Annotated in this window: 21 protein-coding genes and 1 pseudogene; 10 read left to right on the top strand and 12 right to left on the bottom strand. The window is 61.9% G+C overall.

Going from position 1 to position 20,536, the window contains the following annotated elements:
* Positions 1-41: 41 nt before the first annotated feature.
* Positions 42-2,426: a type I restriction-modification system subunit M gene (locus BMW49_RS15895; RefSeq protein WP_069519375.1), complete on the bottom strand. Its 2,385-nt coding sequence runs from the start codon at positions 2,424-2,426 to the stop codon at positions 42-44.
* A gap of 317 nt (positions 2,427-2,743) precedes the next feature.
* On the opposite strand from BMW49_RS15895, the gene BMW49_RS15890 reads away from it, so the two are divergent.
* Positions 2,744-3,790, top strand: a complete 1,047-nt coding sequence (locus BMW49_RS15890) for a hypothetical protein (RefSeq protein WP_069519374.1) — start codon at positions 2,744-2,746, stop codon at positions 3,788-3,790.
* A gap of 9 nt (positions 3,791-3,799) precedes the next feature.
* Here the strand turns inward: BMW49_RS15890 and BMW49_RS15885 are convergent, their stop codons facing one another.
* On the bottom strand, positions 3,800-4,030 hold the full coding sequence (locus tag BMW49_RS15885; RefSeq protein WP_069519373.1) for a hypothetical protein: 231 nt from the start codon (positions 4,028-4,030) through the stop codon (positions 3,800-3,802).
* 137 nt (positions 4,031-4,167) lie between these two features.
* Between BMW49_RS15885 and BMW49_RS25150 the strand changes: the two are divergent.
* Positions 4,168-4,293: pseudogene (locus tag BMW49_RS25150) on the top strand (type II toxin-antitoxin system mRNA interferase toxin, RelE/StbE family); the annotation flags it as partial.
* An 8-nt stretch (positions 4,294-4,301) separates the two neighbouring features.
* On the opposite strand, the gene BMW49_RS15875 reads toward BMW49_RS25150, so the two are convergent.
* The 7 genes from BMW49_RS15875 to glyQ all read right to left on the bottom strand — a co-directional run bounded on the left by BMW49_RS15875 (position 4,302) and on the right by glyQ (position 11,283).
* Positions 4,302-5,234, bottom strand: a complete 933-nt coding sequence (locus BMW49_RS15875; RefSeq protein ID WP_069519372.1) for a phosphatidate cytidylyltransferase — start codon at positions 5,232-5,234, stop codon at positions 4,302-4,304.
* A 1-nt stretch (position 5,235) separates the two neighbouring features.
* Positions 5,236-5,856 (bottom strand): lysophospholipid acyltransferase family protein, encoded by a 621-nt coding sequence (locus tag BMW49_RS15870; RefSeq protein WP_069519371.1) that lies wholly within the window; start codon positions 5,854-5,856, stop codon positions 5,236-5,238.
* Between the two features lie 149 nt (positions 5,857-6,005).
* The gene (locus BMW49_RS15865) at positions 6,006-6,626 is read right to left on the bottom strand and encodes a CDP-alcohol phosphatidyltransferase family protein (RefSeq protein WP_069519370.1); all 621 of its coding nucleotides are present in this window, start codon (positions 6,624-6,626) and stop codon (positions 6,006-6,008) included.
* A 237-nt stretch (positions 6,627-6,863) separates the two neighbouring features.
* Positions 6,864-7,637 (bottom strand): lysophospholipid acyltransferase family protein, encoded by a 774-nt coding sequence (locus BMW49_RS15860; protein ID WP_069519369.1) that lies wholly within the window; start codon positions 7,635-7,637, stop codon positions 6,864-6,866.
* A gap of 35 nt (positions 7,638-7,672) precedes the next feature.
* Positions 7,673-8,203 (bottom strand): D-glycero-beta-D-manno-heptose 1,7-bisphosphate 7-phosphatase, encoded by a 531-nt coding sequence (gmhB, locus tag BMW49_RS15855; protein WP_069519368.1) that lies wholly within the window; start codon positions 8,201-8,203, stop codon positions 7,673-7,675.
* Between the two features lie 81 nt (positions 8,204-8,284).
* A complete protein-coding gene (gene glyS, locus BMW49_RS15850) occupies positions 8,285-10,339 on the bottom strand; it encodes a glycine--tRNA ligase subunit beta (RefSeq protein ID WP_069519367.1) in 2,055 nt (684 codons plus the stop codon).
* Complete coding sequence (gene glyQ / locus BMW49_RS15845) at positions 10,336-11,283, bottom strand: glycine--tRNA ligase subunit alpha (protein ID WP_069519366.1); 948 nt, start codon at positions 11,281-11,283, stop codon at positions 10,336-10,338. The genes glyS and glyQ overlap by 4 nt, the downstream gene beginning before the upstream one ends.
* 213 nt (positions 11,284-11,496) lie before the next feature.
* Between glyQ and BMW49_RS15840 the strand changes: the two genes are divergently transcribed.
* The 6 genes from BMW49_RS15840 (at position 11,497) to BMW49_RS15815 (ending at position 15,762) form a co-directional block, all read left to right on the top strand.
* Positions 11,497-12,051, top strand: coding sequence for a DNA-3-methyladenine glycosylase I (locus tag BMW49_RS15840; protein ID WP_069519365.1), 555 nt, complete (start codon positions 11,497-11,499; stop codon positions 12,049-12,051).
* Entirely contained in the window at positions 12,048-12,656 is a 609-nt protein-coding gene (locus tag BMW49_RS15835) for a pyridoxamine 5'-phosphate oxidase family protein (RefSeq protein ID WP_069519364.1), read from the top strand. Before BMW49_RS15840 ends, BMW49_RS15835 begins: the two co-directional genes overlap by 4 nt.
* Positions 12,657-12,710: 54 nt before the next feature.
* The gene (locus tag BMW49_RS15830; protein ID WP_069519363.1) at positions 12,711-13,598 is read left to right on the top strand and encodes a lysophospholipid acyltransferase; all 888 of its coding nucleotides are present in this window, start codon (positions 12,711-12,713) and stop codon (positions 13,596-13,598) included.
* A gap of 79 nt (positions 13,599-13,677) precedes the next feature.
* Positions 13,678-13,953 (top strand): PilZ domain-containing protein, encoded by a 276-nt coding sequence (locus BMW49_RS15825; RefSeq protein WP_069519362.1) that lies wholly within the window; start codon positions 13,678-13,680, stop codon positions 13,951-13,953.
* A gap of 235 nt (positions 13,954-14,188) precedes the next feature.
* A complete protein-coding gene (locus tag BMW49_RS15820; RefSeq protein WP_069519361.1) occupies positions 14,189-14,701 on the top strand; it encodes a C40 family peptidase in 513 nt (170 codons plus the stop codon).
* 407 nt (positions 14,702-15,108) lie between these two features.
* Positions 15,109-15,762 (top strand): 7-cyano-7-deazaguanine/7-aminomethyl-7-deazaguanine transporter, encoded by a 654-nt coding sequence (locus BMW49_RS15815; protein ID WP_069521678.1) that lies wholly within the window; start codon positions 15,109-15,111, stop codon positions 15,760-15,762.
* A 60-nt stretch (positions 15,763-15,822) separates the two neighbouring features.
* On the opposite strand, the gene BMW49_RS15810 is transcribed toward BMW49_RS15815, so the two are convergent.
* Complete coding sequence (locus tag BMW49_RS15810; protein ID WP_069521684.1) at positions 15,823-17,094, bottom strand: MFS transporter; 1,272 nt, start codon at positions 17,092-17,094, stop codon at positions 15,823-15,825.
* Positions 17,095-17,269: 175 nt separating this feature from the next.
* Between BMW49_RS15810 and BMW49_RS15805 the strand changes: the two genes are divergently transcribed.
* A complete protein-coding gene (locus tag BMW49_RS15805; RefSeq protein ID WP_069521676.1) occupies positions 17,270-18,169 on the top strand; it encodes a LysR family transcriptional regulator in 900 nt (299 codons plus the stop codon).
* Between the two features lie 123 nt (positions 18,170-18,292).
* Positions 18,293-18,799 (top strand): hypothetical protein, encoded by a 507-nt coding sequence (locus BMW49_RS15800; RefSeq protein WP_069521674.1) that lies wholly within the window; start codon positions 18,293-18,295, stop codon positions 18,797-18,799.
* Here the strand turns inward: BMW49_RS15800 and BMW49_RS15795 are convergent, their stop codons facing one another.
* Positions 18,800-19,096 carry a hypothetical protein gene (locus BMW49_RS15795; protein ID WP_371850897.1) on the bottom strand — a complete coding sequence of 99 codons (297 nt, stop codon included), beginning with the start codon at positions 19,094-19,096 and terminating at the stop codon, positions 18,800-18,802. It abuts the gene before it with no gap.
* A 55-nt stretch (positions 19,097-19,151) separates the two neighbouring features.
* Complete coding sequence (gene trkA, locus BMW49_RS15790; RefSeq protein ID WP_069521670.1) at positions 19,152-20,525, bottom strand: Trk system potassium transporter TrkA; 1,374 nt, start codon at positions 20,523-20,525, stop codon at positions 19,152-19,154.
* Positions 20,526-20,536 lie beyond the last annotated feature (11 nt).

The raw sequence follows: 20,536 nt of genomic DNA, 5'->3' as shown, positions 1-20,536 counted from the left end.
TCCGGATGCGCTATAGGCCGGGTACGCGCTCGACAGCGTCATTACGCGTCCCCCACGATCTTGTGCAGCAAGCCTTCGCTTTGCTGCTCCAGCGCGAGGATGTCAGCGCGAATTTCCGCCAGCGTGCGCAGTGGCGTGGGCTTGTAGAAGTAGCGAGCGAACGAAATTTCATAGCCGATCTGGTTTTTTTCCCTGGCGATCCAGGCATCAGGTGCATGCGGCAGCACCTCGCGGGCAAAGAAGGCGTCGATACCACCTGGCTCTTTCAACGGCACCTGCTCTGTGTCGCGCAGATCGGTGTCGGGTTCATATTCCACAACTTCGCGGTGGTTTTGATCATCTAACAGATAACGGCCATCGTTATTTCCCACAAAGGGGTCAGAGGCTTTGAGTTTTGTGCGTTTGGCAATAACGGGTGGGGCTGTTTCATCTCGCCAGCTTACTGCCTTGTAGATGGCCTTCTTCTCCGGCGCGCTAAGCTTGTCGCCTTGCGCTTTGAGTGCAGAATCGAAGCGGGTGCGGAACTCATTGTGGTCGTTAAACACGGCGCTGCCCAGTGCCTTCTGCGCCCGTTGTGCCAACTCCATCAGCCCCTTGTCACGCTGCCAAGTTGATGCGTCGAGCAGTTTCTTGCGGCGCTTGGCGGGCACGGCCTTGCGGGCAGCGGGTGCCTCACTGTCATCGCCGCTGTCGCTTTCTTCATTATCGTCGTCTTCGTTCTCGTCCTCACCTTTCAACCAGGCCTCGATGGCCGATTTACGCTTGGCGAATTCGCTATAGAGTGCCTCGCTGTGGGTGGCGTAGATTTCGGCGCGCAGTGCCTCGTCGCCGGAGGCAAAACGTAGGGGCTCGATGCGCTCGTCGGAGAGCTGGCTTTTCAGGCGTAGCGGGCGCTCGACGGTGATCTTCCAATAGCCGAAGTCTTGGGTGTCGAACCATTTGGACTGGGCGGTTTCCTGTGCCTCGCCAAGGTATAGGTCGAGGATGCAAGAAACGTCGACATCACTCAGTTCGCAGTTTTTCTTGCCAAGGTTGCGGCTCAGCGGCAGAAACCATTGCGATGCGTCGATCAACTGCACTTTGCCACGGCGCTCTTCGGCCTTCTTGTTAGCCAGCACCCAGATGTAGGTGGCGATGCCGGTGTTGTAGAAGATGTTGAGCGGCAGGGCGATGATCGATTCTAGCCAGTCATTTTCCAGTACCCAGCGGCGGATGTTGCTCTCACCTTGGCCTGCGTCGCCGGTAAACAGTGCCGAGCCGTTATGCACCAGCGCGATGCGGCTGCCCAGCGGCGTGTTGTGCTTCATCTTTTGCAGCTTATTCACCAGGAACATGAGCTGCCCGTCGCTGGAACGGGTAAGGAGCTTGAACTCAGACTCGCCCGCGTGGCTGACGATAAAGCGCGGATCGTTAAATTCCTTCTTGCCGCCCATGCGCTCCAGATCGGTTTTCCAACTCTTGCCGTAGGGCGGGTTGGAGATCATGAAATCGAATTCGCGCGAACGGAACTGGTCGGCGGACAGGGTGGATTTGTCTGCGCCGCCGACAATGTTCTCGGCCTCTGCACCCTCGCCTTTCAGGAGCAAGTCAGCCTTGCAGATAGCGTAGGTTTCGTCGCTGATCTCTTGACCGAACAAGTGGATGGACACCTCCTTTCCGTGTTCCTCGGCCAGTTCGTGCAACGCTTCTTCAGCAACGGTCAGCATGCCACCCGTGCCGCAGCTGCCGTCATATAGGGAGTAGGTGCTGGATTCGATCCGGTCGGCTACCGGCAGGAATAGCAGCTTGGCCATGAGCTGCACCACGTCGCGCGGGGTAAAGTGCTCACCGGCTTCTTCGTTGTTGTCTTCGTTAAAGCGGCGGATCAGCTCCTCGAACACCGTACCCATGCCGTGGTTGTCCAGCGCCGGGAGCTTTATGCGGCCATCAGTATCTTTGACAGGTAGTGGTGAGAGGTTGATCTCGGGGTCGAGGAAATCCTCGATCAGGTAACCGAGCACGTGAGAATCGACGAGCTTCTGGATCTGATTGCGGAAGTTGAACTTTGCAAGAATCTCCTGAACATTAGGCGAGAAGCCGTCAAGATAATCGGTGAAGTCATCGCGCAGGCGCTGCCCTGCCGCGCTGGCCTTCAGCTTGGCCAGGGTGAATTCCGAGACGTTGTAGAACGCCTGCTTGGCTGCATCACGTAGTGCGCCGTCCTGCTCTGCCACATTGTGGGCATCAAGGAGCTTCTTGCGCTTCAGCACAGCATCCTTAGTAGTTTCTAGCACGGCATCGAGCCGTCGCAGCACGGTGAAGGGCAGGATCACGTCGCGGTACTTGCCGCGCACGTAGACGTCGCGCAGGCGGTCGTCAGCGATGTTCCAGATGAAGTCTGAAATCCACTTGATTTGGCTTTGGTCTTGAATCTTGGCGGGGCTCATTGGTGGCCTTAATGTGTGGCTCATAGCTATCAGTCGGCGAGTGTGGTGCTTGCCGAGAGCTATTTAACTTATTGATGTGATGCGTCCATCGGGGGCTTGGAACAGTTCTTGTCCTTGTGGCCCGGTAGAGTGCGCATATTCCGTTGCTGTAAGAAATTCATTTGGGCTTAGCAGCCCCTTATGAGTGGAGTCTGACCATTTTACGGATTGACGTACACCCGTAACTTCATTGATGTTGGCTATGAAGATGGGGCATCGCCATAGCTACGTTTTGGCGATGAATTGGCAGCCACAATAGCCTGTGAACGGGACGATTTATGAAGCTGGTTCGAGACGCAAAAACTCTCAAAACCAAGGCACTCTGCTCTCTTCGCACGGGTATGCAGGCGTTCAATAGCTTCGATGACGACGGGCGAATCACTACGGTACTGCTGCACCTTCAGCATGCCTGCGAGATGTTGTTGAAGGCCGTATTGGTGCAGAACCAGGCCAAGGTCTTCGACAAAGAGGCAGGGCGTTCGATTAGCTTCGATAAATGCCTTGGGCTCTGCACCGCGCACTTTGGTCTGACGGCTGAGGAAGCTGGTGCAATGCGTGCGATTGATAGCTTGCGCGATGCTGCTCAGCACTGGTTTGTCGTCGTCGCCGAGGATTTGCTGTACCTCAACACGCGAGCATTGATCACGGCTTTTGATGCCTATCTTCAGCGTGCCCTAGAGGATTCCCTGATAAAGCACATCCCCGCGCGGGTTTTGCCGGTTTCAACCATGCCCCCAGGAGATTTCGAGTTCCTAGTAGATCGTGAATATCGCTTGATCCGGGAGTTGTTGGAGCCTGGTCGACGGCATCGGGACGAAGCCCGTGCACGGATTCGTTCTCTGCTCGCCATGGAGTCGATTGCAGTGGAAGAGGTTGTTATATCCGAGCGTGACATCGACCGTATTGAGAAGGCGGTGCGTGCAGGGCAAGAAATCCTTGAGGTCTTCCCTCGACTCTCCACTGTAGGTACGCGCACTGATGGTGAGGGGGTGAACCTAGTCGTTCATTTTTCTAAGAAGGAAGGCGCGCCTGTGCGTTATATCGGAGGCGATGACCCTGCCGACGCGGCGGCAGTACGTGAGCTAGATCTCCAGAAGAAGTTTTACTTACGGGCGGCACAGCTGGCGGACAAACTGAGTCTGACGCAGCCCAAGGCCAAGGTATTGCGAGCCCATCTGGGGATAGACGATGACGTCGGTTGCCGCCATGTCTTTGAGTTTGGATCGACGAAGATTCAATGCTTCTCGGACAATGCTTTCCGTCGTATGCGCGAAGCTTTGGACGAACTCGATATTGAGGAGCTTTGGCGGGCACGTCAGCGCTAACTTCGGGGTTTAAAGCTCCACCGTCAGCGCCTTGATCCCCACACCCTCACAAAACCGCCCCACCGCCGTCAGCGAGCGCCACAGCCTCACCGGTTCGCGCCGTGAGCGCACCGGCAGCCATTTCACCCCGAGACGCAGCTCCAGGCGCCAGGCTTCCCCTTCGCGCAGCACGCGAAACTCGCGCGCTGCCCCAGTCTCGACCAGCGCCTGCAAGGTCTCCTGCTCGATGGCTCTTTTCATGACCCCTACCCTCGCGTCAAACCAGTCCCCAGGGTTCCGGTATAGCGCAGGGCCTCAGGCCGGATACCGCCATCGGTCGAGCGGTCACCGGCATGGGGTCAGGTGAGGGGGCGTATTAAACAGAACGTCCTATTCCGCGCAGTGGGCGCTATGTTCAAGTTTGGTATCAGGTGATTGACCATGAGGTGGTGGTGTTTGTGGTAGCGGTTGCTCGCCGTGAGCGGGAGCAGGCGTACCGCAAGGAAGCCGAGCGCCTCAGATAGCTGGATATTTACCCCCACCAATACCGCACCATATGAAAGAACACCGGCGCGGCGAAGCACACTGAGTCGAGGCGGTCGAGCATGCCGCCGTGGCCTTCGATCATGTGGCCCCAATCCTTTACGCCGCGGTCGCGCTTGATTGCCGACATCACCAGGCCGCCGGCGAAGCCGAGCAGGCACACCAGCAGGGCGAACAGCCCAGCCTGCCAGAAGGCGAACGGGGTGATCCAGTACAGCGAGGCGCCGATCAGGGTCGCCAGGGCGACGCCGCCGAAGAAGCCTTCCACGGTTTTCGAGGGTGACAGTTTGGGCGCGATCTTGTGTTTGCCGGCGAGCTTGCCGCAGACGTACTGCAGCACGTCAGAGATCTGCACGACGATCACCAGCCAGGCGATCAGCAGCAGGTTGCGGCCCTCGTAGCCGGCGATTTCCAGGGTCAGCAGCGCCGGTACGCTGGAGATGCAGTACACGGCGATCATCAGCCCCCACTGCACCTTGGATGTACGCTCGAGAAAGCGCGTGGTATCACCGCCCAGGGACGAGAGAATCGGCAGCAGCAGGAACAGGTAGACCGGAATAAAGATGGCAAACAGGCCGTACCAGCCGATGCCGATCAGCAGGTACTGCATCGGCAGGGCAAAGTAGAACGCGGCAACCAGAGCCGGGTAGTCGCTGCGCCGGGTTGGGGTCAGGGTCATGAACTCGCGCAGGGCGTAGAACGATACGCAGTAGAACAGCACCACCACGCCGGTATAGCCGAACAGGAAGGCGAAACCGATCACCAGCACCATCACCCACCAGGCGTTGATACGGGCGTTGAGGTTGTCGATGACCGGTTGTGGGCCGGGGCCGGCGCGGTATTTCAGCAGCCAACCGATCAGGCTGGCCAGTAGCAGGAGGCCGCCGATGCCGGCGAACAGCAGCAAGGTATTGCGATCCATCTCAAACCTCCTCGAGAGCCAGGGCCAGCAGGGCGTTGCGCGCGCGCTCGAGGAAGGCGTCTTTGCCCTCCTCTTCATCCAGGCCCAGTGGCGCGCCGAAACTCAGGGTGCACAGCAACGGTAACGGCAGGGCGCGGCCCTTGGGCATCACCCGGTTGAGGTTGGCGATCCACACGGGTATCACCTCGACATCCGGCCGCGCCTTGGCCATGTGGTAGAGGCCACTCTTGAACGGCAGCAGACCATCCTCCATGTTGCGCGTGCCTTCCGGGAAGACGATCAGCGAATCGCCCTGCTCCAGGGCATCGAGCATCGCCTGCAGCGGATTGCTGCTCGGCTCGCTGCGTTGCCGGTCGACCAGCACGCCGTTGAACACGCGCTGGATCAGGAAACTGCGCAGCGCGCCTTTCATCCAGTAGTCCGAACCGGCCACCGGGCGGGTACGCTTGCGCAACTCTGCCGGTAGCGAAGCCCAGAGCAACACGAAGTCGCCATGGCTGCTGTGGTTGGCGTAGTAGATGCGCTGTACCGCTTGGGCGGTGCTGCCCAGCCACAAGGCGCGGGCACCGGTGAGCAATCGCGCAGCGGAAGTGATAAAAAAGGCGATCAGGGACGCAAGCATGGGTATTTCCTTATTTCCTAACCGAGTCGGACCTGTGAACGCCATGGCAGCAGCAGGGTGGGCTTCAGGGCATGGCGCTGGAGGGTAGTTTGGTGAATCCTGTTTGATGGCATCTCTGCTGTCACCAGCTTGAGCGGCCATCGCACCTCCTATTCCTCGCTGGAGGAAGCCGCCTGCGCCAACCCCTGGCGTACGCGGTTGTACAGCGTATACAGCAGCAGAGCAGTGATTACCGCAAGAACCGGGTCGATCCAGTTCAGGGGTAGCAAACCACTGGCCACGCCGGCGCCGAGCACGCCAAAGCAGAAGGCGCGGTCGCTCTTACCCATCGGGCCGTCGTAGCGGCGTGAAGCGCCGACCATTGGCCCCATGACGCCGGCGTATTCGCTGATCAGTGCGCCGATCACCAGCAATACCACTAGCACCGGGGAAACCCCAGGCAACAAGGCGAAAGGCAGAAACAGCGCGGCATCGGCGATCAGGTCGCAGAGTTCGTTGAGGTAAGCGCCGAGGGTGGATTGTTGGCCGAATTCCCGGGCGAGCATGCCATCCACGGCATTAAGGGCCATACGCAGCAGCATCCACAGCGGGATCAGGGCGAACAGCCAGAGGTGACCGGGGAAGATGGCAAGAAGCAGGCCGATCAGCACCGACACGATGGCAGCGCTGAGGGTGACCTGATTGGCGCTTACACCATGCTTGAAGAGCCGCTGCACCAGCGGGCGCAGCAGGTTCTGAAAGCGGGGTTTGAGCTGGTAGATCGAAAGCATGGTTACGAATTCCGTTTCGTCAAAGCTTTAGTGGGAGGTGCTTGGCAGTGGAGTCTCTTAGCAGCTTAGCTGTTTGTGCCTGCGCAGACCGTGAACTCTGTTGCGAGGATGTCACTATAAAACTTATGCCCAATTTATCGACAATTCGAGTTCAGCATAAAAACTACATAAATCAGATAGTTACGGATGCTTTCTGTGAAAAATTATTAATTGATCAACAGGTTATCCACAGATCGCTCAGATGGGCTCTGGTGAGTCTACCGGTGCACTCTGGGGCGCAAGGGCGCCGATCTCGGTTTGCGCCTGGCTGATCCAGGCAAAGGCGCGGTCATTGAGGTCGGCAATCGCTCGCGGGCCGCTGCCTTCTGCATGCAGCACAGGGCCGATCACCACACTGACAGTGCCAGAGCGCTTGCCCCAGCCTTCCTTGGGCCAGAATTCACCGGCATTGTGGGCGATGGGCAGGACCGGCAGGTTGGCATTGACGGCCAATGCCGCGCCGCCGCGGGAGAACTTGCCGATCTGCCCGACCGGGATGCGCGTGCCTTCCGGGAACACCAGGACCCAGACGTTCTGCTCCAGGCGCTCGTGGCCCTGCTTGGCCAGTTGCTTGAGCGCGGCCTTGGGGTTGCTGCGGTCGATGGCGATGGGTTTGAGCATGGCCATGGCCCAGCCGAAAAACGGCACATACAGCAGCTCGCGCTTGACCACCTGGCTCAGGGGCTCGAAGTAGCCGCACAGGAAGAAGGTTTCCCAGGTGCTCTGGTGCTTGGCGAGAATCACGCAGGGCTGCTCGGGGATGTTTTCCAGGCCCTTGATCTCGTAGCGGATACCGACCACCACCTTGGCCAGCCAGGTCGCACAGCGGCACCAGTTCTGCACGACGAAGCGGTAGCGTGCGCGAAACGACAGGAAGGGTGCGACGAACACGCTGACGATGCACCAGATGCAGGACGTGGAAGCCAGCAGGAAATAGAAGAGAACGGTTCTGAGAAGTGGCACGGTCGACATGGGGAGATTTACCGTTGCAGGCCGGGCCTGCGTTGTCAGTGGATAAGCTGCGCGGCAATTGCCGCCAAATCATCGAATACCAAGGTGCCGGCTGGCAATGGCATGCTCAGTGTGCGTTCACCTTTGCCCGTGCGTACCAGCACCGGCTGACAATCGACGGCCAGGGCTGCATCCAGGTCACTGCGGCTGTCACCGACAAACCACACGCCGCTCAGGCTGACGCCGTAGTGCGTGGCGATCTGCTGCAGCATACCGGGTTTGGGTTTACGGCAGTCGCAGCCGTCATTCGGGCCGTGCGGGCAATGCACGATCAGCCCAACCTCACCGCCCTGCTCGGCCACCAGCTCGCGCAAGCGCGCGTGCATGCTGTCGAGGGTGGCAAGGTCATAGTAACCGCGGGCTAGACCAGATTGGTTGGTGGCCACGGCGACCGTCCAGCCGGCTCGTGACAGTCGCGCAATGGCGGCGATGGACGAGTCAATGGGCAGCCACTCATCCAGGGTTTTGATATAGGCGTCGGAGTCATGGTTGATGACACCGTCGCGGTCGAGAATCAGTAATTTCATAGCTGCAAGTTCCAAGCATCAAGCTGCAAGCCAGCGCCGCTCGCGTGGAGCGTGTGACTTGCAGCTTGCCGCTGCTGGGCATCAGCCCAGAACGGAAATGTCCGCCACGCCGAGGAACAGCCCACGCAACTTGGCCAGCAAGGCGTAGCGGTTGGCGCGTACGTCCGGGTTCTCGGCATTCACCAGCACCGCTTCGAAGAAGCTGTCGACCGGCTCGCGCAGGCTTGCCAGATGCGTCAGGGCGGCGCTGTACTGGCGTGCCTGGGCCATGGGTTGCACGGCCTGGTCGGCTTGCTGGATGGCGGCGTTAAGGGCGAACTCGGCCGGCGTATCGAAGTAATGCGCCTGGACTTGAGTCGCTACCTTGCCTTCGGCCTTGCCCAGCAGGTTCGATACGCGCTTGTTGGCAGCGGCCAACGCCGCGGCCTGGGGCAGTGCGCGGAAGGCTTGCACGGCCTGCACGCGCTGGTCGAAGTCCAGCGGCGAAACCGGGTTGACCGCACGCACGGCCTGATACACCGCCACATCAACGCCTTCATCTTCGTAGCGCGCACGCAGGCGGTCGAAGACGAAGTCCTGCACTTGCAGGTCCAGACCGGCCGCTTTGACCTTGCTGCCGAACTGGCGCACGGCGAAGCTGATGGTCGCGACCAGGTCGAGGTCCAGCTGCTTCTCGATCAGGATGCGCAGCACACCCAGGGCGGCGCGGCGCAAGGCGTAGGGGTCTTTGCTGCCGGTGGGCAGCATGCCAATACCGAAGATCCCGACCAGGGTATCCAGCTTGTCGGCCAGGGCCACGGCAGCACCGGTCAGGGTGCTCGGCAGTTCGGCGCCGGCGCCACGCGGCATGTACTGCTCGTTCAGCGCCAGGGCGACGTCTTCCGGCTCGCCGTCATGCTTGGCGTAGTAGTAGCCGGCGATGCCCTGCATTTCCGGGAATTCGCCGACCATTTCACTGGCCAGATCGCATTTGCACAGCAGGCCGGCACGGGCCGCGCGTTGGGCGTCGCCGCCGATGCGCTCGGCGATAAAGCCGGCCAGTGCGCTGACCCGCTGCGCCTTGTCGTAGACCGAGCCAAGCTGGGCCTGGAAGACCACGTTGGCCAGGCGCTGGTTGAAGGTTTCCAGCGGCTGCTTCTTGTCCTGCTTGAAGAAGAACTCGGCGTCGGTCAGGCGCGGACGCACCACCTTCTCGTTGCCGGAAACGATCTGCGCCGGGTCCTTGGACTCGACGTTGGCCACGGTGATAAAGCGCGGCAGCAGCTTGCCGGCGGCATCCAGCAGGCAGAAGTACTTCTGGTTGTCCTGCATGGTGGTGATCAGCGCTTCCTGCGGTACTTCCAGGAAGCGTTCCTCGAACGAGCAGACCAGCGGCACCGGCCATTCGACCAGGGCGCTGACTTCATCGAGCAGCGCTGGCGGCACGATGGCCGTGCCCTGCTCTGCCGCAGCCAGTTCATCGACACGGGCGATGATCTGCGCGCGGCGCTCGGCGAAGTCGGCAATCACATAGGCGCTGCGCAGGTCTTCGGCGTAGCTCAGCGGGCTGCTGATGCGCACCTCGTGGTTGGCATGGAAGCGGTGGCCACGGGAAACCCGGCCGGCCTTCTGGGTGAGGATTTCGCAGTCCACTACGTCGTCACCGAACAGCATCACCAGCCACTGGGTCGGCCGCACGAACTCGTCGCGGCGCGCGCCCCAGCGCATGCGCTTGGGGATCGGCAGATCATTCAGGGAATCCTGCACGATCACCGGCAGCAGCTTGACCGCAGGCTGGCCGGGAATGTGCTGGCTGAACTTGAGCTTCGGCCCGCTGCGGTCGATTTCGGCGAGGTCGACGCCGCACTTCTTGGCGAAGCCCAGGGCCGCCTGGGTCGGGTTGCCGTCGGCGTCGAAGGCGGCTTGCAAGGGCGGGCCGTCGAGGTTCATCGAACGGTCGGCTTGCTGCTCTTCAAGCTGCTCGATCTGCACCGCCAGGCGACGTGGCGCGGCGAAGAAGCGTACGGCACCGTGCTTCAGACCAGCGGCCTTGAGGCCCTTTTCGATACCGGCGAGGAAGGCTTCGCCGAGGGTTTTCAGCGCCTTGGGTGGCAGCTCTTCAGTGCCCAGTTCGACGAGAAAATCACGGGTACTCATTCTGCAGCCTCCAGCTTGGCCAGTACTTCATCACGCAGGTCGGGGGTGGCGAGCGGGAAACCGAGTTTGCGCCGCGCCTGCAGGTAGCTCTGCGCCACGGCACGGGCCAGGGCGCGCACGCGCAGGATGTATTGCTGACGCGCGGTCACCGAAATGGCGCGGCGGGCGTCGAGCAGGTTGAAGGTGTGCGAGGCCTTGAGCACCATCTCGTAGGTCGGCAGGGGCAGTTCAAGCTCGATCAGGCGATTGGCTTCCGACTCGTAGAAGTCGAACAGCTCGAACAGCTTCTCGACGTTGGCGTGCTCGAAGTTGTAGGTCGACTGCTCCACCTCGTTCTGGTGGAACACATCGCCGTAGGTCACGGTGCCGAAGGGGCCGTCGGTCCAGATCAGGTCGTAGACCGAGTCGACGCCCTGCAGGTACATGGCCAGGCGCTCCAGGCCGTAGGTGATCTCACCGGTCACCGGGTAGCACTCCAGGCCACCGACCTGCTGGAAGTAGGTGAACTGGGTGACTTCCATGCCGTTGAGCCAGATTTCCCAGCCCAGACCCCAGGCGCCGAGGGTCGGCGATTCCCAGTTGTCTTCGACGAAGCGGATGTCGTGCACCAGCGGGTCAACGCCGATGGCCTTCAGCGAGCCGAGGTACAGCTCCTGGAAGTTTTCCGGGTTCGGCTTGAGCACCACCTGGAACTGGTAGTAGTGCTGCAGGCGGTTGGGGTTCTCGCCATAGCGGCCGTCGGTGGGACGGCGCGAAGGCTGCACGTAGGCAGCGTTCCAGGTCTCGGGACCGATGGCGCGCAGGAAGGTGGCGGTGTGGAAGGTGCCGGCGCCCACTTCCATGTCGTAAGGCTGCAGCACCACACAACCCTGCTCGGCCCAGTATTGTTGCAAGGCGAGGATCAGGTCCTGGAAGGTGCGCACGGCAGGCTTGGTCTGGCTCACGAAAAATTCACCTGTTGGGCTGCGACGGAAAGCCGGGGAGTATATCGAAAACCGGCCCAGCCCGCAGGACAAGGCGCGGAGCGGGCTGGAGTAGGCGCTAATTTATTCGCCATCCTGGGCCGGCATGGTGGCGGCTATCGCGAATAAATTCGCTCCTACAAGGCGATGATGCACCGCTATAGTCGGCTTCTCTCCCGACCGAGGCCCACTGCCATGCGCCGCTGCTTCTGGTGTAACGACGACCCGCTGTACCAGGCTTACCACGACGAGGAATGGGGCGTGCCGCAGCGCGATGCGCGGCATCTGTTCGAGATGCTGCTGCTCGAAGGCGCCCAGGCCGGGCTGTCGTGGATCACTGTGCTGAAGAAGCGTGAGCGCTATCGCCAGGTGCTGCACGGCTTCGATCCGGAACGTCTGGCGCGTTTGAGCGACGAGGAGATCGAGCTGTTGATGCAGGACCCCGGCATCATCCGCAACCGTCTCAAGCTCAAGGCGGCCCGGCAGAACGCTCAGGCCTGGCTGCAACTGGAAGACCCGGTGGCGCTGCTCTGGTCGTTCGTCGGTGGGCAGCCGAAGATCAACCACTTCAGCGAGCGCAGCCAGGTACCGGCGGTCACCGCCGAAGCCGAGGCGATGAGCAAGGCGTTGAAAAAGGCCGGCTTCACCTTTGTCGGGCCGACCATCTGTTATGCCTTTATGCAGGCCACGGGTATGGTGATGGATCACACCACCGACTGTGACCGCTACGCGCAGCTGAGGGCGTCATGACTACCATCACCACGCTGGATGAATTGCAGGCGCTGTATGGCGAAAGCCATGAGCGCTCGCGGCGCAAGGAACTGCCCCGCCTGATCGAACCCTACCGCGCGCTGATCGCGGCCTCGCCCTTCGCGGTGCTGGCCAGTGTCGGCCGCGATGGTTTGGACTGCTCGCCGCGGGGCGATGCGCCGGGTTTTGTACAGATTCTCGACGACCAGACCCTGCTGCTGCCGGATCGCCCCGGCAACAACCGCATCGACAGCCTGCGCAATATCGTCGAAAACCCGCAGGTCGCCCTGCTGTTCCTGATCCCTGGGGTGGGCGAGAGTTTGCGGGTCAATGGCCGCGCCGAGATCTCTCTCGACCCCGCGTTGCTGGAGTTGGGCCGGGCCCAGGGCAAGCTGCCGCGCAGCGTGCTGCGCATCCATATCCACAGCTGCTATTTCCAGTGTGCCAAGTCAGTGCTGCGTTCCGGTCTGTGGGATGCCGCCCGCCAGGTCGAGCGTGCCAGCCTGCCAAGCGCGGGCGAGATCTTCCGCTGCATCGACGCAAACTTCGATGTCGAGACTTACGAGCGCGATATGCAGCACAGGCAGCGAACCAGCCTTTACTGACTGCGCCAGGCTTGGCCGGTACACTTGACGCCTTTCGAGCGGTTGGAGTCTGTCGTGGAAAAATTCAAGGGCGCCCTGGTGGTCGGTTTCCTGCGCCTGTTTGCGCTGTTGCCGTGGCGCGTGGTCCAGGCCCTCGGTGGGATGATTGGCTGGCTGATGTGGAAGCTGCCCAATGGCTCGCGCGAGGTCACCCGCATCAACCTGAGCAAATGCTTCCCGGAGTTGGATGAGGCTGCTATCGATCAACTGCTGCGTGAAGCGCTCTCGGGTATCGGCAAGACCCTCACGGAAAGCGCCTGCGCCTGGATCTGGCCGGCGCAGAAGTCCCTCGGTCTGATCCGCGAGGTCGAAGGCCTTGAGGTGCTGCAACAGGCTCTGGCGTCCGGCAAGGGTGTGGTCGGCATCACCAGCCACCTGGGCAACTGGGAAGTGCTCAACCACTTCTACTGCAACCAGTGCAAACCGATCATTTTCTATCGGCCACCGAAGCTCAAAGCGGTCGATGACCTGTTGCGTCAGCAGCGTGTGCAGATGGGTAACCGGGTCGCCGCGTCGACCAAGGAAGGCATCCTCAGTGTCATCAAGGAGGTGCGCAAAGGCGGCGCTGTGGGCATCCCGGCCGATCCTGAACCGAGCCTTTCCAGCGGGGTGTTCGTGCCCTTCCTCGGCACCCTGGCGCTGACCAGCAAGTTCGTGCCCGGCATGCTGGCTGGCGGCAAGGCCCAGGGCGTGTTCCTGCATGCCCTGCGCCTGCCCGATGGCAGCGGCTACAAGGTGATTCTGGAAGCTGCCCCCGAAGCGATGTACAGCACCGATGTGGAAGAAGGCGTAGCCGCCATGAGTGCGGTGATCGAGCGCTATGTACGGGCTTATCCGAGCCAGTACATGTGGAGCATGAAGCGCTTCAAGAAGCGCCCCGAAGGTGAGGCGCGCTGGTATTAGTTTTTCCCTGGGCTGGGCGCACGGCAGAAAGTGCGCTATTAACCCCTGACCGTTTCTCGTTCAAGGATCGCCGCCGTCCATGTCCAATCAGCGCCGCCACCCCCGCACGCCGATGAAATGCCGGATCAAGGTCAGCCATCCCAGCTTCGGGGAGCTTATCGCCCAGACCATTGATCTTTCTGACGGCGGTGTCTATGTCAAGCATCCCGACCTGGCGAGCCTTAGCCTGGGCGACCGGGTCACCGGCCAGGTTCAGGATTTGCCCATCGAGGCGCCTGTTCTGCAGATGGAAGTGATGCGGGTCGATAGCCTCGGTGTCGGCCTGCGTTTCGTGCTCGAGGAGCAGGCGGACTAAAGCGCTGCAATGGCTGCTCCTATGTTCTGCCGAGCGACAGACATGCTTTTGACCGATCAGTGTTGAGTGTCTCTGGCTAGGCGCTTGACGTTGCCGTTTATCGTTTTTGGGTATTCACCGCTGAACTGATCGCCACCTTGCATTGTCCGTCCCTCGGACGCGCAGAGGTGCGTCTTAACATAAGCAAGGCGTTGAATCGCAAGGAGTGGGCAAGCCGGCGCTGTTTTCTGGGTTAATGGGTTTGAATCATTTCTTCATATCGCTTTGTCTGGCGGGCGCTGTTTTACTCGGGATTTGCACCGACGCCTCGGCCACTTTTCGCATACAGACTTTTCCCGCCTCGAGCCGCCCGGCCGAGCTTGCTCCGGCACATAAGGTCATTGATCGCGCCCTGACCACGCTGGGCACGCCCTACCGTTGGGGCGGCACTAGCCCCCGCCAGGGCTTCGATTGCAGCGGCCTGGTGCAATACGTCTTCAAGCCGCTGGACGACCTCGATCTGCCGCGTACTTCCCGTGCCCTGTCTCGCCTCGATGTCCCATCGGTCAAACGTGCCGACCTGCAGCCGGGCGACCTGCTGTTCTTCAAGATCCGCCAGCGCGCGGTGGACCATGTGGCCATCTACCTGGGCGAAGGGCGCTTTATCCACGCCCCGCGCCGCGGGACTAAGGTACGTATCGACCGCCTGAACAACAGCTACTGGGCGCGTCACTTCCAACTGGCCAAGCGAGTCGTGCCGCAGGTTTGATGCAACGGATAAGCGGGGCGGTTGCGTCTTGCTAAAACCTATCCCCCGAGTCAACAACAGGCTAGGGTCTGTTGACGTTTCGTTCGCGGCCGCGCCGGAGCCAGTTTGAGCGCGAGGCAAGGCACGAGATGCGAAGTTTAGTGGGCTAAATGAGCCATCGAGAAACGCTGCATCGCGCTAAAACTGGCCCGGCCCTGCGGGTTGCGCGCAAAATCTCGCCATGCGGTGTTGGAGGACTTGGCAAGGGAACAACCATTCCCTGCGTCCTCCGCCTAGCCTGGCGAGATTTTTCGCGGCAACGCGGCTTGCGACGAAATGTCAACAGACCCTAGAATGCGCGCCGCTCGCGGCCATGTCGGCAGCGGCAATGGGTTCCCTAACCCCATTCAACGAAAAAGGACACAGACATGACCCTGATCCCCCCATCGGTCAGCCGCTTTGTATTGGCTGGCCTGATCGCATTTCACATTCTCATCATCATCGCCAGCAACTACCTGGTGCAGCTGCCGATCACCCTGTTCGGCTGGCACACCACCTGGGGCGCGTTCAGCTTTCCCTTTATCTTTCTTGCCACCGACCTGACCGTGCGCCTGATCGGCAAGCACTCGGCGCGGGTCGTGATCGCGCGGGTCATGCTGCCCGCGCTGGTCGCCTCCTATGTGGTCTCGGTGCTATTCCACGAAGGCGCCTTCGGTGGGCTGATGGCGCTGGGTGAGTTCAACCTGTTTGTCTTCCGTATCGCCGTGGCCAGCTTCCTGGCCTATGCCCTTGGCCAGTTGCTGGACATTCAGGTGTTCGACCGCCTGCGGCAGATGCGCCAATGGTGGATCGCCCCCACCGCCTCGACCATCTTCGGCAACCTGCTGGATACCTTCCTGTTTTTCTCGGTGGCCTTCTGGCACAGCGACGATCCGTTTATGGCGGCCAACTGGGTGGAGATCGCCACGGTGGACTACGTCATCAAGCTGGCCATCAGCCTGATTCTCTTCGTGCCGCTCTACGGCATGTTGCTCAGCGCCATCGTGCGCGCTCTGCCGCAACGTGCGGCAGTGGCCGTCTAGCGGCGCATCGCATCGCATCCGCACCGCCGAGGCGTGTTTTGCCGTCGGCCTGGGCCGCCTTTAACGCGGCTGGATAGCCAACGGCAGCGCCTGCAAGCGTGACAGGTGGACCGCCACCGCCAGTGACACCAGCAACAGCGTGCCGATAAACAGGCCGATGCCATCCCAGCCAGCCGCCTGCCAGAACAGCCCGCCCAGGGTGCCGGCAACGCTGGAGCCCAGGTAATAGCAGAACAGGTACAGCGACGAGGCCTGGCCCTTGGCCTGGGTGGCGCGGCGGCCGATCCAGCTGCTGGCCACCGAGTGCGCGGCGAAGAAGCCGAAGGTGAACAGCAGCATGCCGAGCAGAATCACTGGCAGCACATCGAACAGGGTCAGGCCCAGGCCGCCGAGCATCAGCCCGATCATCGCCCAGAGCACCTTGCGTCGCCCCAGCTTATCGGCCAGGGCGCCGATCTGCGCCGAGCTGTAGATACCGGACAGGTAGACCACCGAGAGCAGGCCGATGCTGGTCTGGTCGAGGCGGAAGGGTGCTTCGATCAGCCGGTAACCGATGTAGTTGAACAGTGTGACGAAGGCGCCCATCAGCAGGAAGCCCTGGAGGAACAGCCATGGCAGCCCGGCGTCGCGAAACTGCAGCGTATAGCCTTGCAGCAGGCTGCGTGGGCGCAGGGAGCGCGGGCGAAAGTTGCGCGACTCGGGCAGCAGGCGCCAGAACAGCAGCCCCGCCAGCAGGCCAAAGCCGCCCAAGGTGCCGAGCACCGCGTGCCAGGACATGTAATCGACCAGAATGCCGCTGAGCAGGCGCCCGCTCATGCCGCCAATCGCATTGCCGCCGATGTACACGCCCATGGCCAGGCCCAGGTGCAGCGGGTTTATTTCTTCGCTCAGGTAACTCATGGCCACGGCGGCCAGGCCGCTGAGCGCCAGGCCGACCAGGGCGCGCATGATCAGCACGCCTTCCCAGGTTGGCATCAGTGCGCTGCCGACGGTGAACAGTGCCGCAGCGAACAGCGAGACCACCATCACCGGCTTGCGCCCCAGGGCATCGGACAGCGGCCCGGTGATCAGCAGGCCGATGGCCAGGGTAATGGTGGAGACGGAGAGGATCAGGCTGCTCTGCGCCGCGTTCAGGCCGAATTGCAGCGAGAGCATCGGCATCATCGGCTGCACGCAATACAGCAGGGCGAAGGTGGCAAAGCCGCCGCTGCACATGGCGAGAATGCTGCGCAGGAAGGCGCGGGTGCCTTTCTGGATATACACAGGCTCTGCCGAGACGCGCTCAGGGGCAGGGGCTTTATCGGCGGGGGTGCAGGGTGCGGGCTGACTCATGGTGTCCTCTTGCATACGCGTTTCCCGAGCAAAACGCGGCCGCATGCACAGGTAAATACCGGCATGACGTGGGTGTGTTGTCAGTGGGAATGGCGTCAGGATAAAGAGGCCAGCAAGTTCTTTCCAATATAATATTCGACACGATCAATAGGTTTTACGACTTATGGAGTGTTGAATGGAACTGCGTCATCTGCGCTACTTCGTGGCCGTCGCCGAGGAGCTGCACTTTGGTCGGGCCGCCGAGCTGCTGGGCATTTCCCAGCCGCCGTTAAGCCAGCAGATCCAGGCCCTGGAGCAGGAACTGGGGGTGCGTTTGTTCGAGCGCAGCAACCGCCATGTGGCCCTCACCGATGCCGGCCGGCTGTTCCTCGAGGAAACCCGCCAGACCCTGGCCCAGGTGAGCAAGTCGGTGGATGTGGTGCGGCGTGCCGAGCAGGGCGAGATCGGTGAGCTGCAGATCGGCTTCACCTCCTCCGCGCCCTTTGTCTCGATCATCCCCCAGGCCGTGTTCGCCTTTCGCCAGGCGTTCCCGGCGGTGCACCTCAACCTGCAGGAAATGACCAGCCGCGAGGTCAGCCAGGCGCTGGTCGACAAAAAGCTGCAGGTCGGCATGATCCGCCCACTGGAGCTGCCCGCCGAGTTGGATGCCGTGGAGTTGTTGCGCGAGCCGCTGGTGGCCCTGCTGCATGCCGGTCACCCGCTGGCGGGCGAGCAGGAGCACGGCCTGAGCCTGGCCGAACTGGCCGCCGAGCCTTTTGTGTTCTTTCCGCGTAGTTACGGCTCAGGGCTCTATGGGCAGCTGTTCAACCTTGCGCGGCAGGCCGGTTTCAGCCCGCGCATCACCCAGGAAGCGCACGAGGCGCTGACCATCATCGGCTTGGTCGCGGCAGGGCTTGGCGTTTCGGTGCTGCCCTCCTCGTTCCGCCGGATCCGCATCGACGGCGTGGTGTTTCGCACCCTGCTCGATGCCGATGCGACCACCGCGGTGTGGCTGGTCAAGCGCCGCCAGGAACGCTCGCCGCTGGCCCAGGCATTTATCGACCTGCTGACTCGCGAGGCCCAGGCGCGCCGCTGAACAAGGCGCCAACTCAGGCTTTACATTGTATTTACAGCAGCCTGACCTGCGCTTGCACAGGCCTCTGGATAATGCAGCCTGCCCGTACACCCGCACGGGCGGTTAGACGCCTCGGAGCCCAAGATGAAGCCATTCCACCTGCGTACCGCTGTTGCTGCCCTGCTGCTGACGACCCTGTCCTTGAGTGCTCTGGCAGGCCCAGGTGGACCGGGGGGCGGTCCCGGCGTACGGCATGGCGGCCCTGGGCCGGGTTGGGGTGGGCCAGGGCCGCGGCACGGGCATGGCTTGCCGGATTTCGCCCGTGAGCTGTGGATCGGCAGCGCGCTGTACTTCGTCGCGGCGGGCACCTATTACATGTGGAATGCCGACCGCAAAGAGTACGTGGTGGTTGAGGCGCCCCCGGTGGCCAGCACGGCACCTGCCGCCAACTACACGGTCATTGCCTACCCGGCCCGGGGCCAGGATGCCGATCTGCAAGCCCGCGACCGCTACGAGTGCCACACCTGGGCGGTCAGCCAGAGCGGCTTCGACCCCGCCAGCGCCACCCGTGCACCGGCGGCGAGTACCAGCGATTACTACCGACGCGCCCTCGGCGCCTGCCTCAGTGGGCGCGGCTACAGCATCAACTGATCAGGCCTGCGCAGCCTTCTCCAGCTTGCGCAGGAACAGGGTCATTTCCTTCTCGGCCTGCTTGTCGCCCTTGGCCTGAGCGGCAGCGATGCCCTGCTGCCAGGCCTGACCGGCGCCGGTTGCGTTGCCACTGGCCTGCAGGGCTTTGCCCAGCAGCTTCCAGGCGGCGGAATAGGCCGGGTCGAAGGCCACACAGCGCTGCAGGTGCTCAGACGCCAGGGCGGCGTTGCCGGCATCCAGATGCGCCTTGCCCAGGCCGAAACGCAGCAGGGCATTGTCGATGCCCTTGGCCAGCATTTTTTCCAGCGCGTCAGTGCTCACAAGGCCTCCCTCCTTCGGTTGATCGGCGTTTTTAGAAGAACGTCAGGCCGACCTGGAACAGCCGCTCGGCATCGCGGATGTACTTCTTGTCGACCAGGAACAGGATCACATGGTCGCCCGATTCGATCACCGTGGCGTCGTGGGCGATCAGCACTTCCTCGTGGCGGATGATCGCGCCGATGGTGGTACCCGGCGGCAGGGCGATATCGGCGATGCGCCGGCCGATCACCTTGCTCGACTTGGCATCGCCATGGGCGATGGCCTCGATGGCCTCGGCCGCACCACGGCGCAGCGAGTGCACGCTGACGATGTCGCCACGGCGCACGTGGGTCAGCAGGGTACCGATGGTGGCCATCTGCGGGCTGATGGCGATGTCGATCTCACCGCCCTGCACCAGGTCGACATAGGCTGGGTTGTTGATGATGGTCATCACCTTGCGCGCGCCCAGGCGCTTGGCCAGCAGCGAGGACATGATGTTGGCTTCGTCATCGTTGGTCAGGGCCAGGAAGATGTCGGCGTCGTTGATGTTCTCTTCCACCAGCAGGTCGCGGTCCGAGGCGCTGCCCTGCAGCACGATGGTGCTGTCGAGGTTCTCCGAGAGGTAGCGGCAGCGCGCCGGGTTCATCTCGATGATCTTCACCTGGTAACGGCTTTCGATGGCTTCGGCCAGGCGCTCGCCGATGTTGCCGCCGCCGGCGATCACCACCTTCTTGTAGCTGTCCTCGAGGCGGCGCATTTCGCTCATCACCGCGCGGATGTGGGCTTTGGCGGCAATGAAGAAGACTTCGTCATCGGCCTCGATCACCGTGTCGCCCTTGGGGATGATCGGCCGGTTACGGCGGAAGATCGCCGCCACGCGGGTGTCGACGTTGGGCATGTGCTCGCGCAACTGGCGCAGTTGCTGGCCGACCAGCGGCCCACCGTAATAGGCACGTACCGCCACGAGCTGCGCCTTGCCCTCGGCGAAGTCGATGACCTGCAGGGCGCCGGGGTATTCGATCAGGCGCTTGATGTAGTTGGTCACCACTTGCTCGGGGCTGATCAGCACGTCGATCGGGATGGCTTCGTTGTCGAACAGCCCGGCGCGGGTCAGGTAGGCCGGCTCGCGCACGCGGGCGATCTTGGTCGGCGTGTGGAACAGGGTGTAGCTGACCTGGCAGGCGATCATGTTGACTTCATCGCTGTTGGTCACGGCGATCAGCATGTCGGCGTCATCCGCGCCGGCCTGGCGTAGCACGGTGGGAAAGGAGCCCCGGCCCTGCACGGTGCGAATATCCAGGCGGTCGCCGAGGTCGCGCAGGCGGTCACCGTCGGTGTCGACCACGGTGATGTCGTTGGCTTCGCTGGCCAGGTGTTCGGCCAGCGTACCACCGACCTGGCCGGCGCCGAGAATGATGATCTTCATGCAGTCTGTTC

The sequence above is a fragment of the Pseudomonas cuatrocienegasensis genome (genome assembly GCF_900110925.1).
GTDB lineage: Bacteria > Pseudomonadota > Gammaproteobacteria > Pseudomonadales > Pseudomonadaceae > Aquipseudomonas > Aquipseudomonas cuatrocienegasensis.
The sequence above is the reverse complement of the archived record's forward strand: the minus strand, read 5'-3'. Positions and strand labels throughout refer to the sequence as shown.

What these genes read in the sequence shown, in the direction of transcription:
- BMW49_RS15860 (WP_069519369.1), bottom strand. Translation starts at nt 7,637, where the DNA reads ATGTCGACCGTGCCACTTCTCAGAACCGTTCTCTTCTATTTCCTGCTG.
- BMW49_RS15895 (WP_069519375.1), bottom strand. Translation starts at nt 2,426, where the DNA reads ATGAGCCCCGCCAAGATTCAAGACCAAAGCCAAATCAAGTGGATTTCA.
- BMW49_RS15870 (WP_069519371.1), bottom strand. Translation starts at nt 5,856, where the DNA reads ATGCTTGCGTCCCTGATCGCCTTTTTTATCACTTCCGCTGCGCGATTG.
- BMW49_RS15890 (WP_069519374.1), top strand. Translation starts at nt 2,744, where the DNA reads ATGAAGCTGGTTCGAGACGCAAAAACTCTCAAAACCAAGGCACTCTGC.
- BMW49_RS15800 (WP_069521674.1), top strand. Translation starts at nt 18,293, where the DNA reads ATGAAGCCATTCCACCTGCGTACCGCTGTTGCTGCCCTGCTGCTGACG.
- BMW49_RS15815 (WP_069521678.1), top strand. Translation starts at nt 15,109, where the DNA reads ATGACCCTGATCCCCCCATCGGTCAGCCGCTTTGTATTGGCTGGCCTG.
- trkA (WP_069521670.1), bottom strand. Translation starts at nt 20,525, where the DNA reads ATGAAGATCATCATTCTCGGCGCCGGCCAGGTCGGTGGTACGCTGGCC.
- BMW49_RS15805 (WP_069521676.1), top strand. Translation starts at nt 17,270, where the DNA reads ATGGAACTGCGTCATCTGCGCTACTTCGTGGCCGTCGCCGAGGAGCTG.
- gmhB (WP_069519368.1), bottom strand. Translation starts at nt 8,203, where the DNA reads ATGAAATTACTGATTCTCGACCGCGACGGTGTCATCAACCATGACTCC.
- BMW49_RS15865 (WP_069519370.1), bottom strand. Translation starts at nt 6,626, where the DNA reads ATGCTTTCGATCTACCAGCTCAAACCCCGCTTTCAGAACCTGCTGCGC.
- BMW49_RS15820 (WP_069519361.1), top strand. Translation starts at nt 14,189, where the DNA reads ATGGGTTTGAATCATTTCTTCATATCGCTTTGTCTGGCGGGCGCTGTT.
- BMW49_RS15835 (WP_069519364.1), top strand. Translation starts at nt 12,048, where the DNA reads ATGACTACCATCACCACGCTGGATGAATTGCAGGCGCTGTATGGCGAA.
- BMW49_RS15810 (WP_069521684.1), bottom strand. Translation starts at nt 17,094, where the DNA reads ATGAGTCAGCCCGCACCCTGCACCCCCGCCGATAAAGCCCCTGCCCCT.
- BMW49_RS15795 (WP_371850897.1), bottom strand. Translation starts at nt 19,096, where the DNA reads ATGCTGGCCAAGGGCATCGACAATGCCCTGCTGCGTTTCGGCCTGGGC.
- glyS (WP_069519367.1), bottom strand. Translation starts at nt 10,339, where the DNA reads ATGAGTACCCGTGATTTTCTCGTCGAACTGGGCACTGAAGAGCTGCCA.
- BMW49_RS15825 (WP_069519362.1), top strand. Translation starts at nt 13,678, where the DNA reads ATGTCCAATCAGCGCCGCCACCCCCGCACGCCGATGAAATGCCGGATC.
- BMW49_RS15875 (WP_069519372.1), bottom strand. Translation starts at nt 5,234, where the DNA reads ATGGATCGCAATACCTTGCTGCTGTTCGCCGGCATCGGCGGCCTCCTG.
- BMW49_RS15885 (WP_069519373.1), bottom strand. Translation starts at nt 4,030, where the DNA reads ATGAAAAGAGCCATCGAGCAGGAGACCTTGCAGGCGCTGGTCGAGACT.
- BMW49_RS15840 (WP_069519365.1), top strand. Translation starts at nt 11,497, where the DNA reads ATGCGCCGCTGCTTCTGGTGTAACGACGACCCGCTGTACCAGGCTTAC.